The organism is Roseovarius dicentrarchi (assembly GCF_003316635.1).
Lineage (GTDB): Bacteria > Pseudomonadota > Alphaproteobacteria > Rhodobacterales > Rhodobacteraceae > Roseovarius > Roseovarius dicentrarchi.
In genome coordinates this window covers 1-649 of the sequence record NZ_QNQP01000083.1, presented here as the reverse complement: position 1 = coordinate 649, position 649 = coordinate 1, and the positions used below count along the sequence as shown (strand labels likewise).

Sequence of the window (649 nt, the reverse complement as noted above, 5' to 3'; positions counted from 1 at the left end):
ACGCTGGCCCATTCACTGAAGCTCAGGTTAGTGGTGATGATGACGCTGGTGCGTTCATACAGCTTGCTCAGAAGATGGAAGAGCAACGCGCCGCCAGAGGCGCTGAACGGCAGATATCCCAGCTCATCGAGGATCACCAAGTCGGTTTTGACGAGCGCCTCAGCGATCTTCCCGGCCTTGCCTTGGGCTTTTTCCTGCTCCAGTGCGTTGACCAGTTCGACAGTCGAGAAGAAGCGTACGCGTTTGCGGTGATGCTCGATGGCCTGGATGGCGAGGGCGGTGGCAACATGGCTTTTCCCCGTGCCGGGACCGCCGATCAGCACCACATTCTCGGCCCCATCCATGAACTCACAGCGATGGAGTTGACGAACCAGGGCTTCACGGATTTCGCTGGCGGCAAAATCGAAGCCGGAGAGGTCCTTGTAGGCCGGAAAGCGGGCGGCTTTCATGTGATAGGCTGTCGAGCGCACCTCGCGTTCGGCAATTTCGGCCTTGAGCAGTTGCGACAGGATCGGCATGGCGGCTTCAAATGCGGGAGATCCTTGCTCATGCAGGTCCTGCACAGCCTGCGCCATGCCTGGCATTTTCAGGCTACGCAACATGATGACGATGGCCGCGCCGGCGGGATCATGACGCATCGCGCGCTCCT

1 protein-coding gene is annotated in these 649 nt (G+C 59.6%); it reads right to left on the bottom strand.

What is annotated here, in order from left to right; genetic code table 11:
- A partial coding sequence (gene istB / locus DQ230_RS16950) for an IS21-like element helper ATPase IstB (protein WP_113913713.1) occupies positions 1 to 638 on the bottom strand: 638 nt, incomplete at its 3' end.
- Positions 639 to 649: the final 11 nt, after the last annotated feature.